This is a genomic window from Luteimonas kalidii (assembly GCF_029887935.1).
GTDB classification, from domain to species: Bacteria; Pseudomonadota; Gammaproteobacteria; order Xanthomonadales; family Xanthomonadaceae; genus Luteimonas; species Luteimonas kalidii.
Genome location: NZ_JARXRO010000010.1, coordinates 60913 through 83018 on the forward strand (window position 1 = coordinate 60913; position 22106 = coordinate 83018).

General features: G+C 70.2%; 14 protein-coding genes. 4 read left to right on the forward strand and 10 right to left on the reverse strand.

All coding sequences use genetic code 11. The annotated features are described in order from the left end of the window. Positions 1 to 57: 57 nt before the first annotated feature. The gene (locus QFW81_RS03070; RefSeq protein WP_331488025.1) at positions 58 to 1158 is read left to right on the forward strand and encodes an SMP-30/gluconolactonase/LRE family protein; all 1101 of its coding nucleotides are present in this window, start codon (positions 58 to 60) and stop codon (positions 1156 to 1158) included. Here QFW81_RS03070 and QFW81_RS03075 read toward each other — a convergent pair. Genes QFW81_RS03075 through QFW81_RS03100 form a run of 6 tightly spaced genes read right to left on the reverse strand, consistent with a single transcriptional unit; the run spans position 1149 to position 12704 of the window. Next, complete coding sequence (locus QFW81_RS03075) at positions 1149 to 2660, reverse strand: mannitol dehydrogenase family protein (protein WP_486624485.1); 1512 nt, start codon at positions 2658 to 2660, stop codon at positions 1149 to 1151. The two genes, QFW81_RS03070 and QFW81_RS03075, sit on opposite strands and share 10 nt — an antisense overlap. A 5-nt stretch (positions 2661 to 2665) precedes the next feature. After that, positions 2666 to 5422, reverse strand: coding sequence for a beta-glucosidase (locus tag QFW81_RS03080; protein WP_280577096.1), 2757 nt, complete (start codon positions 5420 to 5422; stop codon positions 2666 to 2668). A gap of 23 nt (positions 5423 to 5445) precedes the next feature. After that, positions 5446 to 7203, reverse strand: a complete 1758-nt coding sequence (locus tag QFW81_RS03085; RefSeq protein ID WP_280577097.1) for a glycoside hydrolase family 43 protein — start codon at positions 7201 to 7203, stop codon at positions 5446 to 5448. A 20-nt stretch (positions 7204 to 7223) separates the two neighbouring features. After that, complete coding sequence (gene manD / locus QFW81_RS03090; protein ID WP_280577098.1) at positions 7224 to 8480, reverse strand: D-mannonate dehydratase ManD; 1257 nt, start codon at positions 8478 to 8480, stop codon at positions 7224 to 7226. A gap of 19 nt (positions 8481 to 8499) precedes the next feature. Continuing rightward, positions 8500 to 10491, reverse strand: a complete 1992-nt coding sequence (locus tag QFW81_RS03095) for a sialate O-acetylesterase (RefSeq protein WP_280577099.1) — start codon at positions 10489 to 10491, stop codon at positions 8500 to 8502. Continuing rightward, positions 10488 to 12704 (reverse strand): alpha-glucuronidase family glycosyl hydrolase, encoded by a 2217-nt coding sequence (locus QFW81_RS03100; protein ID WP_280577100.1) that lies wholly within the window; start codon positions 12702 to 12704, stop codon positions 10488 to 10490. The genes QFW81_RS03095 and QFW81_RS03100 overlap by 4 nt, the downstream gene beginning before the upstream one ends. A gap of 153 nt (positions 12705 to 12857) precedes the next feature. On the opposite strand from QFW81_RS03100, the gene QFW81_RS03105 reads away from it, so the two are divergent. After that, positions 12858 to 13874 (forward strand): LacI family DNA-binding transcriptional regulator, encoded by a 1017-nt coding sequence (locus tag QFW81_RS03105; RefSeq protein WP_280577158.1) that lies wholly within the window; start codon positions 12858 to 12860, stop codon positions 13872 to 13874. 87 nt (positions 13875 to 13961) lie between these two features. On the opposite strand, the gene xylA is transcribed toward QFW81_RS03105, so the two are convergent. The 3 genes from xylA to cho all read right to left on the reverse strand — a co-directional run bounded on the left by xylA (position 13962) and on the right by cho (position 18082). Continuing rightward, on the reverse strand, positions 13962 to 15293 hold the full coding sequence (gene xylA / locus QFW81_RS03110; protein WP_280577101.1) for a xylose isomerase: 1332 nt from the start codon (positions 15291 to 15293) through the stop codon (positions 13962 to 13964). Positions 15294 to 15330: 37 nt separating this feature from the next. Beyond that, the gene (gene xylB, locus QFW81_RS03115; protein ID WP_280577102.1) at positions 15331 to 16824 is read right to left on the reverse strand and encodes a xylulokinase; all 1494 of its coding nucleotides are present in this window, start codon (positions 16822 to 16824) and stop codon (positions 15331 to 15333) included. A gap of 412 nt (positions 16825 to 17236) precedes the next feature. Then, positions 17237 to 18082 (reverse strand): excinuclease Cho, encoded by an 846-nt coding sequence (gene cho, locus QFW81_RS03120; protein ID WP_280577103.1) that lies wholly within the window; start codon positions 18080 to 18082, stop codon positions 17237 to 17239. A 128-nt stretch (positions 18083 to 18210) separates the two neighbouring features. Between cho and parC the strand changes: the two genes are divergently transcribed. After that, a complete protein-coding gene (parC, locus tag QFW81_RS03125) occupies positions 18211 to 20454 on the forward strand; it encodes a DNA topoisomerase IV subunit A (RefSeq protein ID WP_280577104.1) in 2244 nt (747 codons plus the stop codon). Between the two features lie 237 nt (positions 20455 to 20691). Then, positions 20692 to 21381 carry a thiopurine S-methyltransferase gene (locus QFW81_RS03130; RefSeq protein WP_280577159.1) on the forward strand — a complete coding sequence of 230 codons (690 nt, stop codon included), beginning with the start codon at positions 20692 to 20694 and terminating at the stop codon, positions 21379 to 21381. 104 nt (positions 21382 to 21485) lie between these two features. Here QFW81_RS03130 and bfr read toward each other — a convergent pair whose 3' ends face one another. After that, positions 21486 to 21971 (reverse strand): bacterioferritin, encoded by a 486-nt coding sequence (gene bfr / locus QFW81_RS03135; protein WP_280577105.1) that lies wholly within the window; start codon positions 21969 to 21971, stop codon positions 21486 to 21488. Positions 21972 to 22106 lie beyond the last annotated feature (135 nt).

Genomic DNA, 22106 nt, shown 5'->3' on the forward strand with positions numbered 1-22106 from the left:
TGCGGCCTGCGACACGCGCAGCGCCTGCCCGCCCCCACTTCCATACAGGACCCGCCGATGCGACTGCTTCCCACCCTGCTCAGTGCCGCGCTCGTGACCGCCCTCGCCGCCTGCACGCCCGCCGCCGACGACACTGCCGCCGACGCCGCGCCTGCGGCTGATGCGACGACCGAGACCGCCGACACGGAGACCGCACCGATGCCCACGTTCGAGACCGTCGGCCAGCTGACCACGTTCGATCCCGCCTTCGCCGAGGTGGTCGATCCGGCCGCACGCATCGAGAAGCTCACCGGCGACGAGTTCACCTGGTCCGAAGGTCCCACCTGGGTGAAGGACGGCTACCTGCTGTTCAACGACCCGCCCGAGAACCGCATGTTCCGCTGGTCCGAGGCGGACGGTCTGAGCGTGTTCCTCGATCCGTCGGGCTATGCCGGCCCGCCGATCGACGCCGTCCGCGAGGCGGGCGCCAATGGCCTGTACACCGAAGCCGCCGGCACGGTGCTGCTGGCCGACTCGGGCAACCGCCTGGTCGCTCGCCTCACCCCCGGCGACAAGAGCCGCACCACGCTCGCCGAGCGCTTCGACGGCAAGCGCTTCAGCAGCCCGAACGACGTGGTCGCGCGCGGCGACGGCAGCGTGTTCTTCACCGATCCGCCGTACGGGTTCACCGACGGCGACGACTCGCCGCTGAAGGAACAGCCGGTCAACGGTATCTACCGGATCGATGCCGACGGCGTCGTGCACCTGGTCGACGATTCGCTGAACCGGCCCAACGGACTTGCGTTCTCGCCCGACGGCAACACCCTGTACGTGGCCAACTCCGACGACACGCGGCCGATCTGGATGGCCTACACGCTCGATGCGGCCGGCAACGTGGTCGAGAGCCGCGTATTCGGCGACGCCACCGACCTGATGGGCGAAGGCGTGCACGGCCTGCCGGATGGCCTGGCGGTGTCGACCGAAGGCCTGGTGTTCGCCACCGGCCCCGGAGGTGTGCTGGTGATGGATGCCGAAGGCAAGCGCCTGGGCCGGATCGAGACCGGCAGCGCGATCGCCAACTGCGCCTTCGGCGACGACGGGAAGACGCTGTACATGACCTCGCACAAGTTCCTGGCGCGGGTGCCGCTGAAGGTGGCCGGGCTCGGGTTTCAAGACTGAGGTCCCGACGCGGCGGTGAGCGCTGATGCCACCGCCGCGCGGTCGCCCTCGCCGAGCGCGGCGTAGGCGCGTTGCAGCGCGTCGACGAAGCGCGGATCCGACGCCAGGGGCGCGAAGACCGCGTCCAGCGAAAGGAAGTCGGCGATGTCGCGATCGGTGTCGCCGGTCGCGTCTCGGCCGAGCCCCTCCAGCGCCTCCGCCATCGGATCGACCAGCGCCTCGCCCGCCTGCGCCTGGCGCACCACGAAGCGCAGCCAACCCGCGACGGGCAGGCACAGCCGGTCGACCGGCCGGTCGGCGGCGAGCGCATCGGCGATCGTGCCGAGCAGGCGCACGGGAACCTTCTGCGAACCGTCCCAGGCGATCTGTGAGAGCCGGTGCACGATCGCGGGATTGCGGAAGCGTTCGAGGATCGCGTCGATGTAGGCATCCGCGTCGAGACCCTCGGGCAACGCCAGGGTCGGCGTGATGTCCGCGCGCATCATCCTTTCGACGAAGCCGGCCAGCGTTGGGTCACCCATCGCCTCCGCCACGGTCCCCAGTCCCATCAGGCTCCCGAGGTAGGCCAGTGCGGAGTGCGGTGCGTTGAGCAGCCGCAGCTTGGCGCGATCGAAGCCGGCGATCTCGCCGCTCATGACCACGCCAGCGCGTTCGAACGCGGGACGCCCGGCGCGGAAGTCGTCTTCCACCACCCACTGCGTGTACGGCTCGCGCTGCACCGGCCAGACGTCCTCGACCCCCAGTTCGTCGGACACACGCGCGCGCAGCGCGTCGTCGCTGGCCGGGGTGATGCTGTCGACCATCGAGCGCGGGAAGGAAGCCTCTACGTCGATCCAGCCGGCCAGCCCGGGATCGAGCCGGCGCGCGAAGTCGAGCACCGCGCGGCGCAGGCGCAGGCCGTTGTCGGCCAGGTTGTCGCAGCTGAGCATCGTGTATGGCGCGAGGCCCGCCGCGCGACGCGCGCGCAGGCCGGCGACCAGCCAGCCGATCGCGCTGACCGGTGCGTCGGGCGCGGAGAGGTCGTGCGCGATGTCCGGATGCGCGGCGTCGACGCCGTCGGGCGACAGGCAATAGCCCTTCTCGGTGATCGTGAGCGTCACCAGGCGCACCGCGGGATCCACCAGTCGCGCCATCACCGCGTCGCGCTGCTGCGGCGCGCACAGCACCTCGCGGATCGCGCCGATCACGCGCAGGCGCGGCGGCTCGTCCAGCAGCGCCAGCGTATACAGCCCGTCCTGAGGCTGCAGCGCATCGCGCACCCCGGCGCTGTGCAGCGAGACGGCGCAGATCGCCCAGTCGGGTTCGGTGGCCAGCAGTTCGTCGAGGTACACCGCCTGGTGCGCGCGATGGAAGGCACCGGGGCCGAAGTGGACGACACCGATGCAGGTCGCGCCGCGGTCGTAGGCCGGACGCTGCACCTGCACCGGCAGCGTGCCGAGCGTCGCGTCGGACAGGCGCGGCAGCCCGGTGGCCGCGCGCGCCTCGTGCCGCGTGTCCGCCAGCCGGCTCAACGCGCCTCCACCTCGAACTGGCTACCGATGCGCAGGTCACCGCTCGATGCACCGAGTTCCGCGGCATAGCGCCCCGGATCGACCGCGTACGCGCCGCCGTCCTCGTCGTAGTGACGCAGGTCGCGCGCCGGCGTGAACGTGAAGCTCACCTCGCGCGACTCGCCCGGCGCCAGGTGCACGCGTTGGAAACCGCGCAGCTCGCGCACCGCGCGTTCGCGCGCCGGCGCCAGCGGCCGCAGGTAGAGCTGCACCACCTCGTCGCTGGCGCGCTGCCCGCTGTTGCGCACGGTGACGGTCGCGGTGATCGCGTCGTCCACGCCTGCGCGGTCGCGATCGAGCTGCAGGTCGGTGTACTCGAACGTCGTGTACGACAGGCCGTGGCCGAACGGATACAGCGCCTCGCCCTCGAAGTAGCGGTAGGTGCGGTTCGCCATGTCGTAGTCGTCGAAGGCCGGCATCTTCTCGTCGGCCTTGTAGAACGTGACCGGCAGGCGGCCGGCCGGGCTGACGTCGCCGAACAGCACGTCGGCCACCGCATTGCCGCCGCGCTGGCCCGGATACCAGGCCACCAGGATCGCCGGCACGTGCTCCTTGGCCCAGTCGATGCCCAGCGCCGAACCGGTGGTCAGCACCACGACCACGGGCTTGCCGGTGGCGTGCAGGGCTTCGAGCAGCTTCTGCTGCGTGGCCGGCAGCCGAATGTCGGTGCGGTCCCCACCGGCGAAGCCCGGGAAGTTGACCGTCATCTCCTCGCCTTCCACGTCGCCGGTCAGGCCGCCGACGAACACGACCGCATCGGCACTGCGCGCCGCCTCGACCGCTTCGTCGAAGGTCGGCTTCGCGCCGGGCAGGTCCCAGGCCAGGCGCACGCTGGCGTCGCGCTCGGCCTCGTAGTACTCGAGCCGGATGTCGTAGGCGCGGCCACCTTCGAGGTCGAGCTCGACGCTGTCCGCACGCAGGCGTTCGGCGTCCTCCCAGTGGTCGAGCACGCGCTTGCCGTCGATGTACAGGCGGAAGCCGTCGTTGGCGCCGGCCTCGATCCGGTAGCGGCCGCTCACCGGCGGCAGCAGCTGTCCGCTCCAGCGGATGCTGAAGTTCTCGTTCGGCACCGCGTTGTCCGGGCCGGCTTCGCCGCGCGCCATCAGGTTGTCGGTCGGCGAGCCGCGGTCCCAGCGGAAGCCGATCTGCGCATCCACGCGCACCAGCACGGGCTCGCCGGACAGCGTCTTGTTGGTGAAGTACTCGCCGCGCAGGCCGCGTTCGGTCGCGCCCGCCGCGGGCCGCAGGTACTGCGGTTCGATCAGCGGCGTGGCGGCCGGATCCTCGCGCCCTTCCACTAGGTCGGCGCCGCGCGCGTACACGACTTCCGTGTCGGGCAGGGCTTCGCGGATGCCGCGCAGGATCGTCACCGGGTCGGCCGGCGTGCCGTAGTAGTTGCCGAGCAGGGCCATGGTGTCGTCGGCCGTGGGCCCCACCACCGCAAGCCGCCTGATGTCCTTCGACAGCGGCAGCACGCCGTCGTTCTTCAGCAGCACGATCGATTCCTGTGCCACCTCGCGCGCGAGCGCATCGTGCGCAGGCGCCTGGTTCACCGAGATCGGCGTCTGCGCCCACGGCACCTGCGCCGGCGGGTCGAACATGCCCAGCGCCATGCGCGTGGTCATCAGCCGGGTGAGCGCATCGTCGAGTTCCGCCTCGGTGATCAGCCCCTTGCGCACCGCGACCGGCAGGTGCTTCGCATAGGTCTCGCCGCAGTTGAGTTCGGTGCCGTTCTTGACCGCCAGCGCCGCGGCCTCCTCCGGCGTGGCGACGATCTTGTGGTTCTTCCAGATGTCCACGATCGCCCAGCAGTCGGACATCACGTAGCCCTCGAAGCCCCACTGGTCGCGCAGGATGTCGCGCAGCAGCAGCTTGCTGCCGCTGGCCGATTCGCCGTAGACGCGGTTGTAGGCGCCCATCACCGCCTGCACCCGGCCTTCGGTCACCAGCGCCTCGAACGCCGGCAGGTAGGTCTCCCACAGGTCGCGGCGCGAGGGATGCACGTCGAAGGTGTGGCGATCGGCTTCGGGGCCGCTGTGCACCGCGAAGTGCTTGGCGGTGGCGTCGAGCTTGCGGTACTTGCCGCCCTGCGATTCGGGCAGCGGACTGCCGTCGGGCGCCACGCCCTGGAGGCCGCGCACGAACGACACGCCCATGCGCGCGGTGAGGAACGGATCCTCGCCGTAGGTTTCCTGTCCCCGGCCCCAGCGCGGGTCGCGGAAGATGTTGATGTTCGGCGACCAGAACGTGAGCCCCTGGTAGCGGCCGTGCTGGCCCTGGCGCAGGAACTCGTGGTGCTTGGCGCGGGCCTCGTCGCTGATGGTCTTCGAGATCCGGTCCATCAGCGGAACGTCGAAGGTCGCCGCCATGCCGATCGCCTGCGGAAACACGGTCGCCCCGCCCGCGCGCGCGACACCGTGCAGCGCCTCGTTCCACCAGTCGTACGCAGGCAGGCCGAGCCGCTCGATCGCCGGCGAATCGTTCTGCATCTGCGCGGCTTTTTCTTCCAGCGTCATCTGCGACACCAGGGCGGCGGCGCGAGCCTCGAACGGTTGCGAGGTATCCAGCCAGGGCTGGTCGCCGTCGGCGGCGGACGCGCCGAAGCCGGGCAGCGCCGCCAGCAGCGCGAGCGCGCAGCCGTGCACCAGCGCGCGCGGATGCGTGCGCCGGCGCGCCTGTCGCGTGGTCCCAGCCTGTCGATCGAATGCCTGCATGTCCCCGTTCCTCCCGTGGCGTGTCATGGCGCGCGCTCGTCACGCGCGTACGGTCCGATGGTGGCGCCGACGAATCCGCCGGCGATATCCGTGCTCAGGATCGTGCCGTCGGCGTCCTGCGTCAGCCACTGCACGCCGGCGCCGTCGCCTGCATCGAACCCGAACCCGTAGCGTCCTTCGTTGCCCTCGATATGCAGCGTCAGTTGCGTGGCGGCGGCCGCCGAGTCGCGGGCGACGATCTCCGCTTCGCCCTCGCCTGCCTTCTTCTCGAGGAACACCTCGACGCCCTCACCCGCGCGACGCACGCCGAGGAAGTACCAGTGCGTGTCGCCCTGGAACGCGGCCAGGCCCGCAGCGACGCCCTCGGCGGGGACCTCCATCGCCGTGCTCGCCTCGAACACCTGGTGCTGCTGGCGACGCGCGTAGAAGGACGGGTTGACCTTGGTGTCCAGACGCTCGCGCAGCGGATGGATCGCCAGCCAGCCCGGCCGCGAGCTGCCGTCGTACCACTGGGTCTTCGGCACGCGCGGCGTCATCCAGCCCTTGCCCAGTTCCACCGTGTCGAACTCGTCGCGCCAGGTGAAGTTGCTGGTCATCGGCGCCTGGTCGGCGGGTGATTTCATGAAGGACGGGCCCGGAAGCACGTACGGGATCTCTTCGCCGCGCGGCAGTATCACCGGCCAGCCGTCCTTCCACGTGACCGGCAGCAGGAACGCCTCGCGGCCGGTGTTGTAGTGGTCCACGCCGTAGTTGCGGCTGGCCAGGAAGGTCGCCCACCAGCTGCCGTCCGGACCCTGCACGAGATCCGCGTGGCCGGCGTTGGTGACCGGGAGCGGGCGGTTGGGGTCGAGGTCGCGCTGGGTCAGGATCGGATTGTGTTCGTACGGCTCGTACGGGCCCCAGACGTCGCGGCTGCGCAGGATCACCTGCGAATGCTGCGGTCCAGTGCCGCCCTCGGCGTTGTTGAGGTAGTACCAGCCGTCGACCTTGTAGATGTGCGGGCCTTCGATCCAGATCGGGTTGTCCTCGGGCTTCACGCCGCCGTCGATCAGCACCTTGCGCGGGCCGAACGGCTTTTTCGTCGCGATGTCGATCTCCTGCAGCCAGATCGCGCGATGACCGTCGTAGCGGACCGGCACCTCGGGTTCGTCGTTGTTGAGGATGTAGACCTTGCCGTCGTCGTCGAAGAACAGCGAGGGATCGATGCCGCCGATGCCCGGCAACCATGCAGGATCCGACCACGGGCCGGCCGGATCGGTCGCGGTGACGATGAAATTACCGCCCGCATCCACCGAGGTGTTGACGACGTAGAAGGTGCCGTCGTGGAACTCGATGGCCGGGGCGAACACGCCGCGCGACACGCCCAGACCGTCGAAGTCCAGCTGCTCCGGGCGGTGGATCGCGTTGCCCACCTGCTTCCAGTGCACCAGGTCCTCGCTCTCCATCACCGGGATCCCGGGGAAGAAGGTGAAGGTGGAAGACACCAGGTAGAACTTGCCGTTGGCGGCGGTCACGCTGGGATCGGAGTAGAAGCCCGACAGCACCGGGTTGCGGAAGCTGCCCTCCGGCACCGGCGCCTCGAACGCGGCGTCGCGCCCGGTGTACGCGAACCAGTCGAAGTACGCCGTCGTGGCGGACGGGGCGGCGTCGGCTGCCGAGGCCGGCGCCTCGGCTTCGTCCGGTTCGCGCTGGCAACCCGCCAGCAGCAGCGCGGCGACGCCAGCGGCGATCAGGCGCGTGGAGGTCGTCCGGCGGCGGTGGCGCGTGGTGCGGTCGATCATCTGCATTCCCCTCGGTTGTCTCACCAGTCCCACATCGCGCCGTCTTCCAGGCGCGCGATGGGCAGCTGCTTCGGCGCGTACGGATACTTCGCCGCCAGCGCCTCGTCGATGTCCACGCCGATGCCCGGGGTGTCGCCCACGTGCAGGCGCCCGTCGCGCAGCACGTAGTCGTGCGGGAACACCGCATCGGTCTCGTCGGTGTGGAACATGTATTCCTGGATGCCGAAGTTCGGCACCCAGGTGTCGAAATGCAGCGCCGCGCCCATGGTCACCGGGGACAGGTCGGTGGCACCGTGGAAGCCGGTGCGCACCTGGTGCAGCGCGGCGAAGTCGGCCAGCCGGCGCAGGTGGGTGATGCCGCCGCCATGCACGATCGTGGTCCGGATGTAGTCGATCAGCTGGTGCTCGATCAGGTGCTTGCAATCCCAGATCGAGTTGAACACCTCGCCCACCGCCAGCGCGGTGACCGAGTGCTGGCGGATCAGCTCGAAGCTCTTCTGGTTCTCGGCCGGCGTCGCGTCCTCCAGCCAGAACAGGCGGTAGGGTTCGAGCGATTTCGCCAGGCGCGCGGCCTCGATCGGGCTGAGCCGGTGGTGCACGTCGTGCAGCAGTTCGACTTCGCTGCCGTGGTCGGCGCGCAGCTGTTCGAACAGCTTCGGCACGGTGTCCAGGTAGCGCGGGGTATTCCACGTGGTCTCCAGCGGCAGTTCGCTCTCGGCCGGCTCGTAGCCCTTGGCGTTGGAGATCCCGTAGGCCTTCTTGATGCCCGGCACGCCGCACTGCGCGCGCACGGCCAGGAACCCCTGCTCGATGAACTTGCCGACCGCATCGCTGGCCTCGGCGATGTCGCGACCGTTGGCGTGGCCGTACACCAGCGCGCCCTCGCGCGAACGGCCGCCCAGCAGCTGGTAGACCGGCATGCCCGCCATCTTGCCGAGGATGTCCCACAGCGCGACGTCGACCGCCGCGATCGCGCTCATCGTCACCGGCCCGCGCCGCCAGTACGCGCCACGGTAGAGGAACTGCCAGGTGTCCTCGATCCGGCCGGCATCGCGGCCGATCAGGTTCGGCACCACGTGGTCCTGCAGGTACGAGGCGACCGCGAGTTCGCGGCCGTTGAGCGTCGCGTCGCCCAGCCCGTACACGCCCGAGCGGGTGGTGAGCTTGAGGGTGACGAAGTTGCGGCCGGGGCAGGTGACGATGACTTTCGCGTCGACGATCTCGCGATCGTTGCGCGAACCGTGGGTCGTGGTGTCGGTGGAGGCGGTGGTGCTCATCGGGCGTGGTCGTCTTCGATCATGGGGTCACGGGGAGCTCGAACGGCCCGGCCGGCAGGCCGGCGCCGTCGAACAGGGTGCAGACCGGGCTGTCGGCCCAGCAGTAGCGCACGCGCGTGGCATCGCCCGCGCCGGATGCGCGCAGGGTGACGCGATCGCCCGCCAGTTCCGCCTGTGCATAGCGGCAGCTGCCGGCATCGGCGCCACACAGCTCGAACCCGATCGGGCCTGCGGCGCCGTAGGCCAGCAGGCCGTCGCTGACGTCGTCGAACCGCACCAACACGGCGTCGCCGTTGCGCGAGGTCGAAGCCGGCACCGGCCCGGACGGCGGCAGCGATTCGCCGTACACCACGTGCCTGGCGACGCGCGCCAGACGACGCCCGAGTTCCTGCTTGTTGGTCGGATGGATGTCGTAGCGGTCGCCGATGTCGATGGTGACGGCCAGGCCCGTGTTGCGATCCTCGGCCGCCACCGCACGCTGCGCCTCGCGCAGGGCGGCCCAGTCGCTGTCGGTGGGGGCCGTGGGCGCGGCGCCGTAGTTCGCCAGCTGCACCACCAGGAGCGGCAGGTCTGCACCGAACCTGTTGCGCCAGTCGCTGCGCAGCGCGCGCAGCAGTTGTGCGTAGCGGTCGTGCTCGAAGGTATTCGACTCGCCCTGGTACCACAGTGCGCCGCGCAGCCCGTAGCGGCCGATCGGCGCGATCATGCCGTTGTACAGCGTCGACAGCCCGGCCGCGCTCTGCCAGGGCGCGCGTGGCGGGGTGCCCAGTTCCGGCGGCACCACGCGGTAGCGCCAGCCGCCGTCGAGCGGCACCTCGCTGCCGTCGGCCAGGCGCAGCAGGTGCGCGGACGCCGGACCGGCCAGGCCGCCGTCGCGGTAGGTGTCGAGCACGTTCACCACGATGGTGTTCCCGCCCGCGCGCAGCAGGCCGGCGGGCAGCGCGTACTCGCGGCCCGCGCCCGCACCGTAGGTGCTGCCCACGCCGCGGCCGTTGACCCAGGTCATGTCGATCTCGTCGGCCGGCCCCAGCACCAGGGTGGCGCCCTGTGCAGCCTGTGCGGCATCGAGTTCGACCGTGGTGCGGTACCAGACCATGCCGTTGAACTCGGCCAGTTCCGACTCGCCCCAGCGTTCCCAGGCCCCGAGTTGCTCCGGTGCGGCGCGCCACGCGCCGCTCGCCTCGTCCGCGGCCCAGGGTCGGTCGTCCGCATCGATGCCGCCGCGCGCCGACCACCAGTCCTGCCACAGTGTGCCCCACTCGCCGACGGCAGCCACGGCATCGTCGGCGTAGCGCCCCAGCACGTCGAGCTCGGCGTCGTAGTCACCGAGCGTGCGCAGCGCCTCGCCGCTGGTCCAGGCCTGGATCCGCGAACCGCCCCAGGAGGCGTCGATCAGGCCCATCGGCACGTCGACCTGCTTCTGCAGTTCGCGCGCGAAGAAGTAGCAGGCGGCCGAGAATTCGCGCACGGTCTCGGGCTTCACCGGCTGCCATTCCACCGTTTCGGAGAAGGCGGCCTTCGGCACCACGTCGGACACCTGCGGCACGGTGAACATGCGGATGCGGTCGTTGCCCGCACCCGCCATCTCGGCCCGGGCGTCGAGGGCGCGCCAGACCTGCAGCTCCATGTTCGACTGGCCCGAGCACAGCCACACGTCGCCGACCAGCACATCCGACACGCGCTGGCTGCGATCGCCGGCCGTGACCACCAGCGTGTGCGGCCCGCCGGCCTCGAATGCCGGCAGTTGCGCTTCCCACCGGCCGTCGTCGCTGGCGCGTGCGCGTGCACGCTTGCCCGCGAACTCCACCCGCACCGTCTGGCCCGCGGGCGCCACGCCGTACACGCGCACCGGCTGGTCGCGCTGGAGCACGGCGTGGTCGTCGAACATCGGGTGCAGCAGCGACGCCGTCGGGTCGGCGGCGGTCGCGGGCGCGGCCACCGCCGCCAGCGCGAACGCGACACCGGCCAGCAGCGTGCGCGTGGCGCGGGTACGGAGTCTGGCGCGACTCACTGCGTGTCCCCCGGCGCGTTCGGGAATTCGAGCGACTTGTAGTACTCGAGCGACTGCGCCGGCGGCGCCTCGCCCTCGGGCAGCGGCAGGCCGGAGAAGGTCTGGAAGTAGGCGATGCTGGCATCGCGCCACCATTGTGCTTCCTGCTCCTGGATCGCGAGGAAGCGCTCGACCTGGTAGTGGCGCTCGGGATCGACGTGGGAGTCCAGCCCGTCCCAGGTACCGCGCATCCGCGCGACCTGGCCGACGCCGCGCGAATAGCGGTGCACGAGCTCGTCCCACAGGGTGCGGCCCGAGGCGACACGGCTGGTCCACGGGCGATGGTGGAACCACAGCAGGAACTCTTCCGGCACGCGCGCGGGATCGTTGAACACTTCGGCCACCGGCGGCGCGTACTGCGACACCGCGTCGCTGCCGGAGGTGGTGCGGTCGAAGCCGATGCCCTCCTTCGTCGCGCGGTGGAAGTACACCGAGGTCCAGTCCGCACGCGGGCCGCCCTCGACCCAGGGCGCCGGGCCGTAATGGTGGCCGCGCCCCATCAGGTGGTGCAGGCCCAGCGGCGTCATGTAGTCCACCGCCGCCTGGTGCGAGGCCATCATCATCTCCACCACCGGCTCGACGAATGCCGGATCGCTGGTGAAGGTCATGCGCGTCCACTCCTGCGCGACGGTGCGGGCATCGACCGACGGATCCCAGGCCATGCGGCCGAACACGTACCAGTTGGCCTGGTCGAAATGCGAGCCGCTCCAGTTGCGGTCGCTGCCGATGTTGGCGACACCGGCGATGCCGCTGAGCGCATGGCCCTCGAGCGAACCGTCGACCACCTTCGCGACGGTCGAGCCCGGGCCCCTGGCATGCGTGTCCGCGCGCAGCACTTCCTCGTACATCGGGCCGAGGTACACCAGATGGGTGGCGAAGCCCAGGTATTCCTTGGTGATCTGGAATTCCATCATCAGCGGCGTCTTCGGCATCGCGCCGAACAGCGGGTGGAACGGTTCGCGCGGCTGGAAGTCGATCGCGCCGTTCTTCACCTGCACCAGCACGTTGTCGCGGAACTCGCCGTCGTGCGGCACGAATTCGGTATACGCCTGCTTGTGGCGGTCGTCGGGTTCCTCGTCCGAGTAGACGAACGCGCGCCACATCACGATGCCGCCGTGCGGCGCGAGCACCTCGGCCAGCATGTTGGCGCCGTCGGCATGGCTGCGGCCGAAATCCTGCGGACCGGGCTGCCCTTCCGAGTTGGCCTTGACCAGGAAGCCGCCGAAATCCGGCACCTTCGCGTAGATCTCGTCGGCCTTGGCCTGCCACCAGCGGCGCACGGCCGGATCGAGCGGATCGGCGGTGTCCAGTCCGCCGATCTCCATCGGCGCGCTGAAGCGCGCGCTCACGTACACGCGGATGCCGTATGGCCGCATCACGCCCGCGAGCGCGGCCACCTTGTCGAGGTAGGGCGCGGTCAGGATCTGCGCGTTGGCGTTGACGTTGTTGAGCACGGTGCCGTTGATGCCGATCGAGGCATTGGCACGGGCGTAGTCGGTGTAGCGCGGATCCAGCCAGTCGGGCAGCCGGTGCCAGTCCCAGATCGACTGCCCGGAATAGCCGCGCTCGACGTGGCGATTGAGATCGTCCCAGTGGTTGAGCACGCGCAGCTTGACCTTCGGCACCTCGCGCAGGTCGAGCGCATCAATCGGATGCCGGGTCTGCACCAGCCGCAGCAGGTGGAAGGCGCCATAGAGCGCACCGGTGTCACTGTTGGCGGCGACCACCGTGGCGGCGCGCCCGTCGACAGACACGCTGCGGATCAGGTAGCCCTCCTCGCCCAGGCTCTCCAGGTCCAGGCCGATCCGGCCGATCGACGGCAGCGATGCCGGCGTGCCGACGAGCAGCGCGCCGGCCCCGGTCGGGGCATCGGCCAGCGCGGGCGCACCGCCGAGCAGGCCGCCCAGTGCGCGCACGAGTTCGTCCCGGGTGGCGCGCTGGATCGCGGTGGACGACGGTGCCACCAGCTGGCCCAACTGCGCGCGATAGGCCTGCGCGGCGGCGTCTTCGACCGGGCGGTAGCGCAGCCACAGGTCGTAGCCGTCCTCGGCATGAGCCAGCGGCACCGCCACCAGGGCCAGCAATGCGCAGGCGAGGCGGCGCAGCCAGCGGCCGGCCCGTCCCGGTGTATGCGGGGCGGAATCCTGCCCGGCGTTGACCGTTGTGTGTACCATTCAATCAGCCCTCATGTCTGGTCGTGTCGCGATGGACGCCGCGTCCGTCGATGCATACCGCGCCGCGCATGCCGGCCCGAACCACAGACGGCCGCGGCGCGGCAGGGGGAAACACCATTGCAGAAGCCGAGGAAAGCCGCGCGCCGCAAGGGAATGGCGGTGACGCTCGACGAGGTCGCGGCGCTCGCCAAGGTCTCGCCGATGACGGTCTCGCGCGTGGTCAACGACCAGGGCAAGGTGCGCGACACCACCCGCGAACGGGTCATGCGCGCGGTGCGCGAACTCGGCTACACCCCCAACCTGGCCGCCAGCGCGCTGGCCACCGCGCATGAGCCGCGAGTCGCGCTGATCTACACCAACCCCAGCAGCGCCTACCTGCGCGAGTTGCTGGTCGGTGCGCTGCGCGGTGCCAGCCGCATCGCCGCGCAGCTGGTGATCGATTCCTGGGACAACCTCGGCGCCAACGCCCAGCGCCAGGCCGCGCGCACCCTGGCCAACCGCATCACCGGCGTGATCCTGCCGCCGCCGCTGTGCGAGTCGAAGGGCGTGATCGCCGAGTTCGTCGACGCCGGCGTGCCGGTGGTGGCGATCGCCTCCGCGCACCCCAACCAGTACATCTCGCGGGTGCGCATCGACGATTTCCAGGCCGGCAAGGAAGTCACCCAGCACCTGATCGCCGCCGGGCACCGCCGCATCGGCCACATCAAGGGCCATCCCAACCAGACCGCCAGCGTGCGCCGGCTCGAGGGCTTCCAGGTGGCGCTGTCCGAGGCCGGGATCCCGTTCGACGAGACCCTGGTCGAGGCCGGCTTCTTCACCTACCGCTCGGGACTGGAAGCGGCGGAGAAACTGCTCGCCCATCCCAACCCGCCCACGGCGATCTTCGCCAGCAACGACGACATGGCCGCGGCCGTGGTCTCGGTGGCGCACCGGCGCCACCTCGACGTGCCGCGCGACCTGTCGGTGGTCGGGTTCGACGATACCTACGCGGCCACCACGGTCTGGCCGGAACTCACCACCATCCGCCAGCCGGTGGCGATGATGGGCGATTCGGCGATCGACATCCTGGTGCGCGGCATCCGCCGCAAGGACGGCCCGCGCACGCTGGTGGACCACGTGATCGCCCACCAGCTGGTCCAGCGCGATTCGGTCGCGCCGCCGGCGCGCTGAGCGCGCCGGGCACCCCCGGGAATCGCGCGGCCGGTCGGCGCGGAGGGACGATGGTGCTCCCATGGCGACCGGCGCGCGCAACGCCACTCAGCGCAGCAGGTACTGGTTGAGCAGGTTCTCGTAGCGCTCCTGCTTGCCGCTGGTCTGCGGCGGCTCGCCGGCCTTGGCGGCCAGCGACGCGAGTTCGGCCAGGCCCAGCCGGCCTTCCGCGAACGCCTTGCCGTCGCCACCGTCGAAGCTGGCGTAGCGCTGCTTGCGCCACTGCTCCCACGGCGAGTCCTCGAGCAGCGCGTGCGCCACTTCCAGGCCGCGCGCGAACGCGTCCATGCCGCCGATGTGGGCGATGAACAGGTCCTCCATGTCGGTCGACTCGCGACGCGGCTTGGCGTCGAAGTTCAGGCCGCCTACCAGGCCGCCCTGGCGCAGCACCACCAGCATCGCGCCGACCGCGTCGTACAGGTCGGTCGGGAACTGGTCGGTGTCCCAGCCGTTCTGCGCGTTGCCGCGGTTGGCGTCGATGCTGCCGAGCAGGCCGTGGTCGGCCGCGACCTGCAGGTCGTGCTCGAAGGTATGGCCCGACAGCGTGGCGTGGTTGGCCTCGATGTTGAGCATGAAGTCCTTGTCCAGGCCGTGTTCCTTGAGGAAGCCGGCGACCGTGGCCGAGTCGAAGTCGTACTGGTGCTTCATCGGCTCCATCGGCTTGGGCTCGATGAAGAACTTGCCCTGGAAGCCGATGCTGCGCGCGTAGTCGCGCGAGGCGGTGAGGAAGCGCGCGAAATGCGCCAGCTCGCGCTTCATGTCGGTGTTGTGCAGCGAGGCATAGCCTTCGCGGCCGCCCCAGAACACGTAGTGCTCGCCGCCCAGTTCCACCACCGCGTCGAGCACCGCCTTGACCTGGACCGCGGCGCGCGAGACCACCGCGAAATCCGGGTTGGTCGACGCGCCGTTCATGTAGCGCGGATGCGAGAACAGGTTGGCCGTACCCCACAGCAACTTCATGCCGGTGGCCTGCTGGCGCTCCTTGGCGAGCGCCACCATGTGCTTGAGGTTCTTCTCGTAGGTGCCGATGTCGTCGGCGTCGGGCGCCAGGTCGACGTCGTGGAAGCAGTAGTACGGCACGTCGAGCTTGGTGAAGAACTCGAACGCGGCATCGGCCTTGGCCTCGGCCGCGGCGAGCGCGTCGCCGCCGTCCCACGGGAAACGGCGCGTGCCCGGGCCGAACGGGTCGGCGCCGGCGTTGCAGAAGGTGTGCCAGTAGCAGACCGCGAAGCGCAGGTGCTCGCGCATGGTCTTGCCGCCGATCTTCTTCCCGGCGTCGTAGACCTTGAACGCCAGGGGATTGTCCGAGGCGGCGCCTTCGTACGGGATCTTGCCGATGCCGGGGAAGTATTCCTTCGCGCCGATGAATGCCTTGCTCATTGCGGTGTGTCCGTGGAGTCGTGGAGGAAAGGCGCGGTCAATCCGCGTACAGCGGCCGGATCGCGTCGAGGTGGGAGAGGAAACGCTGGTACTGGGCGTCGTAGGCGCCGGTCGCTTCGGCATGCGGATGCGCGGCCAGGCGCGGATCCAGCTGCACGTGCGCGGCGGCGAGCGCGTTGAGGTCGGCCTCGCCGTCGGCGGCGCGCTGCACCGCCCACAGCGCCTGCAGCGCGGCGCCGAACGCCGCACCCTCGGCCTGCTCGGGCACGTCCACCGACAGGCCGAACATGTCCGCGGTCATCTGCCGCCACACGGCACTCTGGCTGCCGCCGCCGGTGAGGCGGATCGCCTCGAAGCGCAGGCCGGCGTCGACCAGCGCATCGTAGCCGTTGCGCAGGCTGTACATCGCGCCTTCCATCGCCGAACGGTAGAGGTTGGCCGGGGTGAGGTTGTTCGCGGTCATGCCGAACAGGTTGCCGCGGCCGTGCGGCAGGTCGGGCGTGCGCTCGCCGTTGAGGAAGGGGAGCATCAGCAGGCCTTCGGCGCCCGGGCGGGTACCGGCCAGCAGCGTGTCGCCTTCCTTCGTCGAGAACCCGCACAGACGACCGACCGCCTCGGTGGCGACAGTGCAGTTCATGGTGCAGATCAGCGGCAGCCAGCCGCCGGTGGAATCGCAGAACGCGGCCCAGCGCCCGGTGTCATCGACGACCGGCCGGTCGGCATAGGTGAACAGCGTGCCCGAGGTGCCCAGGCTCATGCTCAGCACGCCCGGAACCACGTTGCCGGTGCCGATCGCCGCCATCATGTTGTCGCCGCCGCCGGCCGCCACCTGCACGCCGTGCGGCAGGCCGAGCTCGTCGGCCAGCGACGCCTTGATCGCCACCAGGGTACCCGCCTCCACCAGCGGCGGCAGGCAGGCGCCCAGGTCGCGGTCGGGATCGGTCGCGGCCAGCATCTCCGACGACCAGCGGCGGTTGCGCACGTCCAGCCAACCGGTGCCGGAGGCGTCGCCGTGCTCCATCCACAGCTCGCCGGTCAGCCAGTAGTTGATGTAATCGTGCGGCAGCAGGATCGTGGCCAGCCGCGCATAGGCCTGCGAGCGGTGCTTGCGCGTCCACGGCAGCTTGGAGGCGGTGTAGCCGGCCAGGATCGGGTTGCCCGCCAGCTCGATGGCGCGGCGCGCGCCGCCCACCGCGTCCATGATCTCGTCGCATTCGTCGCTGGTGCTGGTGTCGTTCCACAGCTTGGCCGGGGCCAGCACGCTGCCGCTGCGGTCGAGCGGCACGAAGCCATGCTGCTGGCCGGACACGCCGATCGCCACGATGCGCGCGCGCACCGACGGCTCGATCCGCGCGAAGCAGGCACGCACCGCGTCCACCCACCAGTCGGCGCGCTGCTCGCGGCTGCCGTCGTCGCCCGAGGCCAGGTCCAGCGGCTGGCCGGCCGATGCCACGATCTGGCGCGCATCGGGATCGTAGGCCACCAGCTTGACGCTCTGGGTGCCCACATCCAGTCCAACGAACAGGCCCATCAACGATCCCCGAAATAAAGTTAGCGCTACCAAAAAAGCGTGTGCGACGCCCGCGACGAACCTGCCCGAATGCTCCCCGACGCCTACGATCCGGCGTCGCGGCGCGCATGAACTCTACACATCCGGGCCCGAAAAGCCTTGCTGCACTGCGCAACATCCCCGCCCAAGACGACCCGGGAAGTTAGCGTTAACATTTTATTTCGGTTTCACGGCGCGTTACATCCCTGATCCACGCAGATTGCCGGCGCGTTCGGGGGCCCGCTGCGGCGCGATCGGTCCGTGCCGGGACCCGCGGTGTGCGCCGCCTCTGCCCCATGGGACGGCCGTACAAACGTTCCGAAACGCCCCGCGGCGCGGGGGGAGGTCGAAGACGACTGCCAGCCCGGGACCTCGCTGCCGGCTGCATCCTCCTTCAAAGCAGGACGACCCCGTACCGCCCCGCCATCAGCGGCCCGGCGAGAATCCGGTAGCCGTCGTTGTCGAACCCCGCCACCGGGGCCACCAGACGCCTGGCCTGGGCGCGGGTCGTGCCGCTGCCGAGGTAATGCCACTCGTTCACGACGTGGATCTGGGTGAGATCGGGACCTTCCTCGACGATCCCGACCGCGCCGGCGTACGGCCAGGCTGCCAGTTGCAAGGCCTCCAGGGCCGCCTCCAGCCGGCCTTCGTGGTCGGCGCGCGACTCGCCACCGCAGCAGGCGCCGGCGCAGCGGCCGATCCCCGCGCGGAAGCAGGCGCGCCCGGCCGCCAGACGCTCGATCCCCACCAGGCCGTAGCACAGCCGGTGCTCGTCGGCGATCGCCCGCAGTGCCTGCAGCGCCGCCACCCGGCTGGAGAACAGCCCGTACAGCCTGCCGGTGGAGGCGAACGGGAGCTCGTGCGAGTGCACCACCTCCGGGCGCCCGCACAGCAGCCGGATCGAACACAGCTGCCGCCGGCGCCGGAGGCGCTTGTTGTGGATCGGCTGGCACAGCTTGATCTGCTGCGCCTCGAGCAGCTGCGCGCCCAGGTCGCCAGCCGTGCGTGTGTGCCCGATCCAGCGGGCCGCTCGCAGCAGACGTGCCTCCTGCGGCGTGCGCAGGTGATCCATCACCCGATGGCGGATGTCCACGCTCTTGCCGATGTACAGCGGTACCCGCGCGTCCTCGCCATGGAACACGTAGACGCCGGGTGCGCGCGGCAGGCTGGCGATCTGCGGCCGCAGGTGCTCGGGATAGACGTAGTGCGCGGCTTCGGTGCGGCGCGCTGGCAGGGGCATGTACATGCGGTCGGCGGTGGTGCGGGACAGGCGCGCGATGCTGGCGCGCGCGCGTCGCAGCCGGCGAGACCGCCGGCCGGAGACTGCGGCGGCGGTAGAATTCACTCCTTTTCCAGCTCCCAGACCCGATGACCGAGCCCGTCCGCACCACCTTCCACGGTTTCGAGCAGATCCCGCTGCGCGAGTATGCCGAGCGCGCCTATCTCGACTACTCGATGTACGTGGTGCTCGACCGCGCCCTGCCCTTCATCGGCGACGGCCTCAAGCCGGTGCAGCGCCGGATCATCTACGCGATGAGCGAGCTCGGACTCAATGCGGCCGCCAAGCCGAAGAAGTCCGCCCGCACCGTCGGCGACGTGATCGGCAAGTTCCATCCCCACGGCGACAGTGCCTGCTACGAGGCGATGGTGCTGATGGCGCAGCCGTTCTCGTACCGCTACCCGCTGATCGACGGACAGGGCAACTTCGGCTCCAGCGACGATCCCAAGTCGTTCGCCGCGATGCGCTACACCGAATCGCGCCTGACCCCGATCGCGGAGGTGCTGCTGGGCGAACTGGGGCAGGGCACGGCGGACTGGACCGCCAACTTCGACGGCACCCTGGAGGAACCCAGCTGGCTGCCGGCGCGGCTGCCGCACCTGCTGCTCAACGGCACCACCGGGATCGCGGTCGGCATGGCCACCGACGTGCCGCCGCACAACCTGGGCGAAGTGGTGAGCGCGTGCCTGCGCCTGCTGGATGATCCCGACGCCACCGTGGCCGACCTGTGCGAACACGTGCGCGGCCCGGACTACCCGACCACCGCCGAGATCATCACCCCCGCCGCCGACCTGCGCGCGATGTACGAAACCGGCATCGGCAGCGTGCGCGCCCGTGCCACCTTCACCCGCGAAGGCCAGAACATCATCGTCACCGCCCTGCCCTACCAGGTCTCGCCCTCGAAGGTGATCGAGCAGATCGCCGCGCAGATGCGGGCGAAAAAGCTGCCCTGGCTGGAGGACATCCGCGACGAGTCCGACCACGCCAACCCGGTGCGCATCGCGCTGATCCCGCGTTCGAATCGGGTCGATGCCGAACAGCTGATGGGCCACCTGTTCGCGACCACCGACCTGGAGCGCAGCTATCGGGTCAACCTCAACGTGATCGGCCTCGACGGGCGGCCGCAGGTGAAGAACCTGCGCATGCTGCTGTCGGAGTGGCTGGCGTTCCGCGCCGATACCGTGACCCGGCGGCTCAACCATCGCCTGGAGAAGGTCGAACGCCGCCTGCACCTGCTCGAAGGCCTGCTGGTCGCGTTCCTCAACCTCGACGAAGTGATTCGCATCATCCGCACCGAGGACGCGCCCCGGCCGGCGCTGATCGCACGCTTCGCGCTGTCCGAGGAACAGGCCGACTACATCCTGGAAACGCGGCTGCGCCAGCTCGCGCGACTGGAGGAGATGCGCATCCGCGGCGAGCAGGACGAACTGGCGGCCGAGCGCGAGCAGCTGATCGCCACCCTCGGCAGCAAGGCGAAGCTGAAGAAGCTGATCAAGGACGAACTGCTGGCCGACGCGAAGAAGTTCGGCGATGCACGCCGCTCGCCGCTGGTCTCGCGCGAGGCCGCGCAGGCGCTGGGCGAAACCGACCTGGTGGCGAGCGAGCCGGTGACCATCGTGCTGAGCCAGAAAGGCTGGGTACGCGCGGCCAAGGGCCACGACGTGGACGCCGCCGCGCTGTCGTACCGCGACGGCGATGCGCTGCTGGGCGCGGTGAAGGGCCGGACCACGCAACAGGTGGCGTTCCTGGACAGCGGCGGGCGCAGCTATTCCTCGCTGGCGCATTCGCTTCCGTCGGCGCGCGGCAATGGCGAACCGTTGACCGGCCGCTTCTCGCCTGCAGCCGGGGCGGGTTTCGTCGCCCTGGCCAGCGGCGGCAATGACGAACGCTTCGTGCTCGCGTCTTCGCACGGCTACGGCTTCCTCACCCGCTTCGAGAACCTCACCGGGCGCAACAAGGCCGGAAAGGCCATGCTGACCCTGTCGGAGGGCGCGAAGGTCCTGCAGCCCGTGGCGGTCGGCGACGTCGGCGCCGACCGCATCGTCGCGGTCACCAGCGCCGGTCACCTGCTGGCGTTCCCTGTCAGCGAACTGCCCGAACTCGACCGCGGCAAGGGCAACAAGATCATCGAGATTCCCAAGGCGCGGCGCGGCACCGAACGGGTGGTTTCCGTAGCCGTGGTACCGCCGGGCGGCACCCTGGTGGTGAAGTCCGGTGCGCGCACGATGAGCCTGTCGTTCAAGGACCTGGGCGATTACGTCGGCGCGCGCGCGAGTCGCGGGGGGTTGTTGCCGCGCGGGTGGCAGAAGGTGGACGCACTGCATGTCGAGTGACGGGCGCGCCGGCCTGACCACCGGCGCGCGGCGGCGCGGCAGAAGGTGGACGCGCTGCATGTCGAGTGACCGGCGCGCCGGCCTGACCCCCGGGCGCGCGGCGGCGCGGTCGGCGACGTCGCAAGCGGGTCTCGCGGCGGCGCGGCAGAAGGTGGACGCACTGCATGTCGAGTGACGGGCGCGCCGGCCTGACCACCGGGCGCGCGGCGGCGCGGTCGGCGACGTCGCAAGTCGCGGCTGCGAGACCGTACCTGCAGGAGGCGTGATGAAAGAGTCGTTTGGCACGAACGCTGGCGCAGCCAGCGCATCGGCTTCCACCGCGATGCGCCGCTGCCCCTGCTGACGAGCCACTGGCACTCGCTTGGCCTGCCTCCGGACAGCCGCGTGTGCGTGCCGCTGTGCGGCAAGTCGCTGGACATGGTCTGGCTGGCCGAACAGAGCCATCGCGTGCTGGGCATCGAACTGTCGGATCTGGCGATCACGCAGTTCTTCGACGAACGCGGGCTCGCGCCCCGGATCCATACCAGCGCGGCCGGCACCCACTACATTGCCGGTCCCTGGGAACTGCTGGCCGGCGATGCCTTCGCCGTTCCCGCGGCGCTGCTTGCCGACTGTGCCGGTGTCTACGACCGCGCCGCACTGATCGCGCTGCCCGCGTCGATGCGGGCCACCTACGCCGCGACCACCTGGTCGCGCCTGCCGGCACACTGCAGGGGGCTGCTGGTGACCCTCGAGTATCCCCAGCACGAGAAGGCCGGACCGCCGTTCTCGGTCGGGGAGTCCGAGGTGCAGGCGCGGTTCGTCGGAACGCAGTGGTCGGTCGCGCTGCTCGAGCGTCGCGACATCCTGGCCCACGAACCCTCGTTCCAGGCCGAAGGCGTGTCGGCGCTGTCCACGGCCGTCTACCGACTCGATCGCGCGGGGTAGCCCGCGTGGCGCGCCGGTGGCGTGCGGCCGGCATGTCGGCACCTGCCTGCGCCGAGAGGAATTCGACCCGTTCCGTTCCGTTGCGCCGCGGCGGTCCCCCGGCGTCAGCCGTGCGGCGCGTCCTCGCCCATGCGCGACTGCAGGTAGTTTTCCAGGCCCACCATCGTGATCAGCCGCAACTGCTGCTCCAGCCAGTAGGTATGGTCTTCCTCGGTGTCCGACAGCTGGGTCACCAGCACCTTGCGGGTCACGTAGTCGCCGTGACGCTCGCACAGCGCGACGCCCTGGGCCAGGTTCTCGCGCACCTTGTATTCGAGGTCCAGGTCCTTGCGCAGCATCTCCTCGACCGTCGCGCCCGGCTCGAACGCGTCGGGGCGCATGTCCGGCGTCCCCTCCAGGAACAGGATGCGTCGCAGCAGCGCGTCGGCATGCTGGGTCTCCTCCTCCATCTCGTGGTGGATGCGCGCGTACAGGGTGTGCAGGCCGAGGTCCTCGTAGCGGCGCGAATGCAGGAAGTACTGGTCGCGTGCGGCCAGTTCGCCGCGCAGCAGCATGTTGAGGTAGTCGACGACTTCGGGATGGCCTTTCATGGCGTTCGGCGGGTGCGGGGAGGCGCCCATCGTGCCCGAACGCCGCCGCCGATGTTCTAATCGGAATCAGTGTCAGTCGCAGCCCCATTCCCCCCGCGCGTCGGATCCGTGCTGCGGGGCCTGCGGGTCTGTTTC

Excerpts from the sequence above, each read along its gene's own strand:
- QFW81_RS03070 (WP_331488025.1), top strand. The coding sequence starts at position 58 with ATGCGACTGCTTCCCACCCTGCTCAGTGCCGCGCTCGTGACCGCCCTC.
- QFW81_RS03080 (WP_280577096.1), bottom strand. The coding sequence starts at position 5,422 with ATGCAGGCATTCGATCGACAGGCTGGGACCACGCGACAGGCGCGCCGG.
- QFW81_RS03085 (WP_280577097.1), bottom strand. The coding sequence starts at position 7,203 with ATGATCGACCGCACCACGCGCCACCGCCGCCGGACGACCTCCACGCGC.
- manD (WP_280577098.1), bottom strand. The coding sequence starts at position 8,480 with ATGAGCACCACCGCCTCCACCGACACCACGACCCACGGTTCGCGCAAC.
- QFW81_RS03100 (WP_280577100.1), bottom strand. The coding sequence starts at position 12,704 with ATGGTACACACAACGGTCAACGCCGGGCAGGATTCCGCCCCGCATACA.
- QFW81_RS03105 (WP_280577158.1), top strand. The coding sequence starts at position 12,858 with ATGGCGGTGACGCTCGACGAGGTCGCGGCGCTCGCCAAGGTCTCGCCG.
- xylA (WP_280577101.1), bottom strand. The coding sequence starts at position 15,293 with ATGAGCAAGGCATTCATCGGCGCGAAGGAATACTTCCCCGGCATCGGC.
- xylB (WP_280577102.1), bottom strand. The coding sequence starts at position 16,824 with ATGGGCCTGTTCGTTGGACTGGATGTGGGCACCCAGAGCGTCAAGCTG.
- cho (WP_280577103.1), bottom strand. The coding sequence starts at position 18,082 with ATGCCCCTGCCAGCGCGCCGCACCGAAGCCGCGCACTACGTCTATCCC.
- parC (WP_280577104.1), top strand. The coding sequence starts at position 18,211 with ATGACCGAGCCCGTCCGCACCACCTTCCACGGTTTCGAGCAGATCCCG.
- bfr (WP_280577105.1), bottom strand. The coding sequence starts at position 21,971 with ATGAAAGGCCATCCCGAAGTCGTCGACTACCTCAACATGCTGCTGCGC.